General features: G+C 48.1%; 6 protein-coding genes (2 of these 6 cut by a window edge). 2 read left to right on the forward strand and 4 right to left on the reverse strand.

Going from position 1 to position 7,500, the window contains the following annotated elements:
* From IRJ17_RS04285 to IRJ17_RS04295, 3 genes are all read right to left on the reverse strand, one after another.
* Positions 1-255 carry the 5' end (the start) of an HD-GYP domain-containing protein gene (locus IRJ17_RS04285; protein ID WP_242773378.1) on the reverse strand. It extends 837 nt beyond the left edge of the window, so the window shows 255 of its 1,092 coding nt (coding positions 1-255); its start codon is at positions 253-255; its stop codon lies off the left edge, out of view.
* 162 nt (positions 256-417) lie between these two features.
* Positions 418-2,934 carry a DNA gyrase subunit A gene (gene gyrA / locus IRJ17_RS04290; RefSeq protein ID WP_173598259.1) on the reverse strand — a complete coding sequence of 839 codons (2,517 nt, stop codon included), beginning with the start codon at positions 2,932-2,934 and terminating at the stop codon, positions 418-420.
* Positions 2,935-3,163: 229 nt separating this feature from the next.
* Positions 3,164-4,348, reverse strand: a complete 1,185-nt coding sequence (locus tag IRJ17_RS04295) for an MFS transporter (RefSeq protein ID WP_173600196.1) — start codon at positions 4,346-4,348, stop codon at positions 3,164-3,166.
* Positions 4,349-4,869: 521 nt separating this feature from the next.
* On the opposite strand from IRJ17_RS04295, the gene IRJ17_RS04300 reads away from it, so the two are divergent.
* The gene (locus IRJ17_RS04300; protein WP_217023455.1) at positions 4,870-5,604 is read left to right on the forward strand and encodes a response regulator transcription factor; all 735 of its coding nucleotides are present in this window, start codon (positions 4,870-4,872) and stop codon (positions 5,602-5,604) included.
* Positions 5,601-6,959: a sensor histidine kinase gene (locus tag IRJ17_RS04305; RefSeq protein ID WP_242773380.1), complete on the forward strand. Its 1,359-nt coding sequence runs from the start codon at positions 5,601-5,603 to the stop codon at positions 6,957-6,959. Before IRJ17_RS04300 ends, IRJ17_RS04305 begins: the two co-directional genes overlap by 4 nt.
* A 52-nt stretch (positions 6,960-7,011) precedes the next feature.
* On the opposite strand, the gene IRJ17_RS04310 is transcribed toward IRJ17_RS04305, so the two are convergent.
* Positions 7,012-7,500 carry the 3' portion of an MFS transporter gene (locus IRJ17_RS04310; RefSeq protein ID WP_242773382.1) on the reverse strand. 786 nt of this gene lie beyond the right edge of the window, so 489 of the gene's 1,275 nt are visible here — the last part of the coding sequence; its start codon lies off the right edge, out of view; its stop codon occupies positions 7,012-7,014.

Here is a 7,500-nt window from a genome sequence, read left to right on the forward strand (position 1 = left end):
AATCGCTGGCTTGATGGTAGGCGGCTTGTCGGAACTTTTCACCGGCTCTTCCGCTGGTGCTTCCGTTTGCTCAGATATATATCCAGTCCCAACTTCCTCGATATGTACCTTCTTAATCATAAAAGCTTCGAGAAATTCAATTTCTTTCTCGTAAATAGGGGTGCCCTTTGAAAACAGGATTCCCCCTAATGCCGTATAAACTTCCTCTGCCAATCTTGCTCCGCTGTTCAGTTGCTTCACTTCCACGATGGGCAACCTGGTCACCACCCGATCCAACTTGTAATCACATAGTTTTCTTTTCCCAATTTTACTCCAATTTCAAACCAATTGCAGGAATAAAGTAACAGTTTGGGCAAACTTTCTGTTCAAAAAAGAGCGCCCCATAAAACTCGGAGCGCTCCATTCATGATCTTGGCATTATTCTTCTGTTGGTTCGTGATCGTCTGGTTCCACATTGGATGGAGCGTCAACTCCGTCAACCGCTTCTTCCATGTCCTCCAGATCGTCATCATCTTCATTAGGTGGGCATTTGGCTACTGAACCTACCTGTTCGTTTTCAGACAGACGGATCAGCTTCACGCCTTGCGTATAACGTCCCATTACAGAGATACCCTTCATCTCCGTGCGGATGATAATACCGGAAGTGGTGATAATCATCAAATCTTCTTCTGGCTCCACCACTTTCAGTCCGACCACATGCCCGCTGCGTTCCGTGACATTGTGCGTCTTGATCCCTTTACCACCGCGCGACTGAATACGGTATTCCTCAACAGGAGTCCGTTTGCCGTAACCGTTTGCCGTTACGATGAGAACTTCCGCGTTTGGCTTGATGACGTCCATATCAATGACATTGTCATCGTCGTCAAGCGTAATTCCCTTCACGCCGGTTGCGTTGCGTCCCATTGTCCGCACGTCACCCTCGTTAAAACGCACAGACATCCCTTTTTGCGTACCCATAATGATCTCTTGTTTCCCGTCAGTCAAACGAACACCAATCAGCTCATCGTCTTCGCGCAGATTGACTGCAATCAGTCCGCCTTTGCGAATGTTCTCATACGATTCCAGCGTGGTTTTCTTGATAATCCCTTTCTTTGTAGCAAAGAACAGGAATCGCTCATGATCAAATTCCTTGACTGGAATGACCGCGCTGACCCGCTCCCCTTTTTCAATCTGGATCAGATTGATGATCGGAGTGCCTTTTGCCGTGCGGCTGAGGTCTGGAATCTCAAAGCCTTTCAGACGGTACACTTTGCCCTTGCTTGTGAAGAACATGATGTAGTCATGAGAATTGGTAATATACAGATGTTCAACAAAGTCGTCATCCTTCGTTCCCAATCCCTGAACGCCCCGTCCACCGCGTTTTTGTGAACGATAAGTGGATACAGGCAGACGTTTGATATATCCGTCATGAGTCAGCGTAATTACGACATCCTCTTCCGGAATCAAATCAGCGTCTTCGATATGATTTTCATCAAAAGCGATGGCGGTGCGCCGCTCGTCTCCGAACTTCTCCTTGATTTCGCCCAGCTCTTCGCGAATAATCGCGTAGATTTTGGCTTCATCAGCAAGAATAGCTCGCAGCTCCGCAATCTTCACCAACAGCTCCTGGTACTCGTTCTCGATTTTCTCGCGCTCCAACCCGGTCAAGCGTTGCAGACGCATATCGAGAATCGCTTGTGCCTGCTCGTAGCTCAGAGCGAAGTTGCTCATCAGCCCCTCGCGAGCTTCTTCCGTTGTTTGCGAAGAACGAATCAGGCTGATAATCTCATCGATGTGATCCAGGGCAATGCGCAAGCCTTCCAAAATGTGAGCGCGCGCTTCAGCCTGCTTCAGATCGTATTCGGTCCTTCTGCGAATAATGACGCGTTGATGCTGCAGATAGTAATACAACATCTCACGCAGATTGAGGACGCGTGGGCGGCCATCGACCAATGCCAGCATGTTCACACCGAAAGTAGTCTGCATTTGCGTATGCTTGAACAGATTGTTCAACACAACTTTCGGAATGACATCGCGGCGCAGCTCCATTACGATGCGCATACCTTTACGGTCAGACTCATCGCGCAGATCGGTAATGCCTTCGATTTTCTTTTCCCGGACAAGCTCCGCGATCTTCTCAACGAGTCTTGCCTTGTTTACCTGATAAGGAATTTCCGTCACAATAATGCGCGGTTTTCCCTTTTCCTCTTCAATTTGGGTTTTCGCTCGCATGATAATTGAGCCTCGACCCGTTTCGTAAGCACGACGAATGCCACTTACCCCAAGGATCTCTCCCGCTGTAGGGAAATCCGGGCCTTTGATGATTTTCATCAAGTCTTGAACCGTAATATCCGGACTGTCGATCATGGCAATGACGCCATCAATGACTTCCGTCAGGTTATGCGGCGGAATATTGGTTGCCATCCCTACGGCAATCCCCGACGCACCGTTCAAAAGCAGGTTCGGGAAACGAGAAGGCAAGACTACAGGCTCTTCCTTGCGCCCGTCGTAGTTAGGCGTGAAATCAACTGTCTCTTTATCAATATCGCGCAGAAGCTCCAATGCCAGCTTGGAAAAACGCGACTCTGTATAACGCATGGCCGCTGCCGGGTCACCGTCAACAGAACCGAAGTTTCCTTGCCCTTCGACGAGCATATAACGCATATTAAAATCTTGAGCCATCCTTACCATCGCTTCATAGATGGAAGAGTCACCATGCGGATGGTAGTTCGCCATTACTTCCCCGACTACGTTTGCCGATTTACGGAACGCTTTGTCAGGAGTAAGACCCATATCATGCATGGCATACAAAATACGCCTGTGCACAGGCTTCAAACCGTCGCGAACATCAGGCAGCGCGCGACTGACGATAACGCTCATCGCATAGCTGATGAACGACTCTCTCATTTCTTGGCTAATATCGACTTTGGGAAACCGAGCAGTTTCTTCTGCCATAAACGGTAAACCTCCAACTGGTTATCACAATACGTTATTATACCATATAGAAAGAGGGCACGTCCAAAAATTCCAGTCGAATCAATCGATTCCCCTTGTTTTTCTCAGTTTTTCGCTCCGCTTTTACGGCAGCATCGACACACCATTTTATTCCATAGCTGTTTTACATTCACTTATGTTTTGCCATACCCGCTTTTCTTATGCAAAAATAAAAAAAGCCGAACCGATCTCAAGAAGAAATCGATTCGGACATAGCAGTCTTTTTGCCTTGCCGGGCCAAATAAATGAGGTAAATCAACAAGTAAAGTCCGAGCGCTACTAATGAATAACGATACATCACGGCAAAGCTGGTCATTTTGGCGATCGCCCCCAAAATCATGGCACCACCGCCGATCCCCAAATCAAATGCCGAGAAAAACGTCCCGGTAGCCGCGCCCCTTCTGGTCGGATCGACACGTTTGATCGTCCACGCCTGCAAGGAAGGCTGCACACCGCCAACACCAATACCAAACAATATCGCGGCAAGGATCATCTGCCATTCAGTCGTACTGTACGATAGCAAAAGCAATCCGCCGCCCAGGATAACCCCACCGGGAAGCAAAATCCACACAGGTCCCTTGCGATCGAACAACTTCCCAGCCAAAGGCCGAACCGCCATCAGTGCAATCGCATTGAACAAGAAAAACAACCCGATATTGACGATTCCGACCTCAATCCCGAACAAAGTAATAAAGCTGACGATTCCTCCGTAAATAATTCCGATCAACAAATTCAACAAGGACGGAAACAGCGCTGCCTTTTCCAAAAGCCCGCTTAACACGCTGCCTTGCTGTTTTTTCGCAGGAACAATCGGTTTGAATTTTACCAGGCGCGACAGTATCATCGCTAACGCAGTCAAGCCTGCGGAAATGGCAAAAAGCCAGCCGTATCCCCAGTTTTGCGAAACCCACAGCCCCAGAAGCGGACCGAAGCCCATCGCCAAATTGCTGAACATCCCGAAGTAGCCCATACCTTCTCCGCTGCGTTCCCGAGGAATGATATCAGACACAATGGTTCCGTAAGTCGTCGTGACGATTCCCCAACCGATCCCGTGCAAAAAACGAATCGCCAACACCAATGCCACGCTGACCATCCAATAGTAGCCTGCAACCGCCAGCAGAAAAATCGCCAAGCCGAGTAAAAGGACTGGCTTTCTCCCGATCGTATCCAGCGCTTTCCCGGCAAACGGACGCACAAGCAGCGCTGACACAGTGAAAAGACTGATGACAAGCCCTACCGCCAGTTGATCTCCGCCCATATCAGTCACATATACGGGAAGGGTGGGCAGAAGCATCTGAAAAGCGACAAACAGCATAAAGTTGGAGAGCGCCAGGATCACAAAATCCTTCGTCCACAACGCCTTTTTTTCTGACATAACACTCACTCTCCCATACGAGTCCTGATCCTTTTCAATACAATATTATATGTAATGTTTTAAAAGTCAACCCGCCGATGGCACTTCTCCCCTGCCCTTGCCATTCTGCGAGCCTCTCGATCGCCATGCCCATGCTCATCTTTTTCAAAACAAAAAAGACGCCGGATACCCGACGCCCTGCCGCTCTGATTCATTGGATAATGCTGAACGAAACTATTACAGCTTAACGATCATTTCCAAATCGGAGGTGCGAATCATTGTTTTGGTGTCGATCAGCAGTCCGAAGAACAGCACGGCTATCTTCATTAGTTTTCTCATGGTGTATCCCCTCCGTTTGTTTGTTACCTTGATTGTACAAGCTTCCAAGCGTCTCTCCCATCGATTTGCCTTGCATGGATCTTACAAAGCTGTAAGGCCTGCAAAAAAGTGTGGGAAAAGTATGGGAAAACCGCGCTGGCAACGGATCGGAGAAAAAACTGTTGTACAATAGCTTGTGAAGATAAGCCCTGCGGAGGAACCCGATGAAAGACTTTCGTATCGCCATAGTTGATGATGATGTGAACATTCGCCAGATTGTTGCCGCCTATTTGCAAAAAGAAGGCTACCTGATAGATGCCGTAGGATCGGCAGAGGAAGCCTTTTTTCTAAAAGAACAGGCTCCCCCTGACCTTTGGGTTTTAGACATCATGTTGCCCGGTATTGACGGATATGAATTTTGCCGTCGCATCCGCGCGGAATCTGAAACGCCTATCATCATGATTTCTGCTCGTGATGAGGAAGTGGACAAAATACTCGGATTGGAGCTTGGCAGCGATGATTATTTAACCAAGCCGTTTAGCCCGCGTGAGCTGGTAGCGCGCGTCAATCGTGCTTTAAAACGTTGGGAACATATGCGTCAACCTGCTTCACAATCGGGACTCGCCTCTGTAGCGGCGCCAGCACCAGGTAAAAACTCTGCTCCAGAAGGTCTTCTCGTATTGGATAAAGACAAACGACTCGTCTATTCGCTGGGGCACGAGGTAGAAGTGACTGCAAAAGAATTTCAGGTGCTCAGCCTGCTGTCAGAGAATCCGGATCGGGCTTTTTCCCGAGATGAATTGCTGACGCTCGTCTGGGGCTACGACTATTTTGGCAGCGACCGTGTCGTCGATGATTTGATTCGCCGCATACGCAAAAAATTGAATCACATCCCGCTAGAGACAGTCTGGGGATTCGGCTATCGCTTGCGCAAAATGGAGGGGCCAAACGAAGGATGAATATCCAGTTGCGTATCACCTTGATGTTCGCCCTGCTCCTTTGCCTGGTGACCGGAATATCTGCTGTTCTGATCAATTCTTTTTTGCTCGACCATTTAATTGCCCAGCAAAAGAAGGAACTGACGCTAAAAGGCCAGTTCTGGATTGAAAAAACGACTCTTGCCGATCAAAAAATCACAGATGCGGACATCTCCGAGCTGGACAAGCTGCTCGTGTCCAATCGCAAGGTAGAGTTGCTATTGATTGGTAAAAAGAAGAAAGTGCTTTATACCACCTTGCCTTCTTCGAATGTAAACGATTGGCTGCAAGCCTTGGAACGGAAAGCGGAGAAACGGCAAGATAAGAACATCTGGATCATTGGCCAAGACGACTATGTCGTTGTCAATCTTCCTCTTAAAAACGATGAAAAGCAGCGCCTTATCCTCGCATCACCAGTTCGCGGGCTGAAAGATGTGCGAATGGAACTCACGACAAATATGTTGCTGATCGTATGCATCGGGGCTGTTTCGACGATTTTGCTCAGTTTTTTTATCACACGCAGCATGGTGCGACCGTTGAATAAACTGACCACAGAAATCAAAAAAATACAGTTTCGACGATTCTCTGACGTCCAGCTTGTCCCGGCCCGTGGGGAGATTGCAGAAGTAGCAGAGAGTGTCTACTCTATGGCGCAGGAGCTTGATCGCTTTCATGAAATTCAGCGGCAATTTTTACAGAACGCCTCACACGAATTAAAGACTCCACTCATGTCGATTCAAGGATATGCGGAAGGAATACGCGATGGTGTTTTCGCAGAGGCAGCGGCACAAAAAGGATTGGATGTTATCGTAGAAGAAACAAATCGCTTAAAGCATATCGTTACCGAAATCATTTTGCTGGCGAAGCTTGAGAGTGAAGAAAATTTGTTTCGTCCCTCCGATCATTCGGCAACGGAGTTGGTGAACCGCGCAATTGAGCGACTTCATCCACTCCAGCTGCAAAAAAAGATTTCCATTCAAATTCGTGCCGCCACTACTCCCGACATTGTTCATATAGATGAGGGAAAGGTGCTCCAGGCTTTTCTCAACATCATTGGCAATGCGTTACGACACGCTAAAGAAAAGATCGTCATCGATGTGGAAGTCGGGAAACATTTTGTAATCGTTCATGTTATTGATGATGGAGCAGGCATCCAGGAAGATTTGCTGCCTCATTTGTTTCACCGCTTTGTCAAAGGGAAAAATGGCGAGGTAGGGCTAGGATTGGCTATTTCCAGAGCAATCATTGAGCGTTCACATGGCCGGATTGAAGTTGAAAATGGCGCGTTATGCGGTGCTATTTTCCGTATCTCTCTCCCGCTGGCCCCCCTTGCGTAAAACTAACCCCCAAGGTACTGAATCCTTGGGGGTTAACTTCGCGCTTTTACCGTTACATATTCCGGGAAACATCTACGCTGAGCGCGTTCCTTCCAATTCTCATTACCATAAAAGAAGCGAGCAGACAAAATGCTCCTGCGACAATAAACATAAAGAAGTAGCTGTTCAATACCGTATAGACGACTCCGCCACCGTAAGCAGCTACTGCTGCTCCCAATTGATGGGCGGCCAGTATCCATCCAAACAAAATCCCTGCTTGCTCCCTGCCAAAAATATCGGTCGTCAATCTCATTGTCGGAGGAACTGTGGCAACCCAGTCCAAACCGTAGAAGACGATGAACAACCCCAAACTAAATGTCGAAGATGACAGCGCAGTAGGAAGAAACATCAAGGAAAGACCGCGAAGTCCATAATACCAGAACAACAGCCAGCGATTATTGTAACGATCCGACAGCCATCCGGAAAAGGTCGTTCCAATAATGTCAAAAATCCCAATCATAGCGAGCAGACTAGCGGCAGTAACTGCTGGAATACCATGCTC

The sequence above is a fragment of the Brevibacillus parabrevis genome (genome assembly GCF_022701015.1).
In the GTDB taxonomy this organism is placed as follows: domain Bacteria; phylum Bacillota; class Bacilli; order Brevibacillales; family Brevibacillaceae; genus Brevibacillus; species Brevibacillus parabrevis.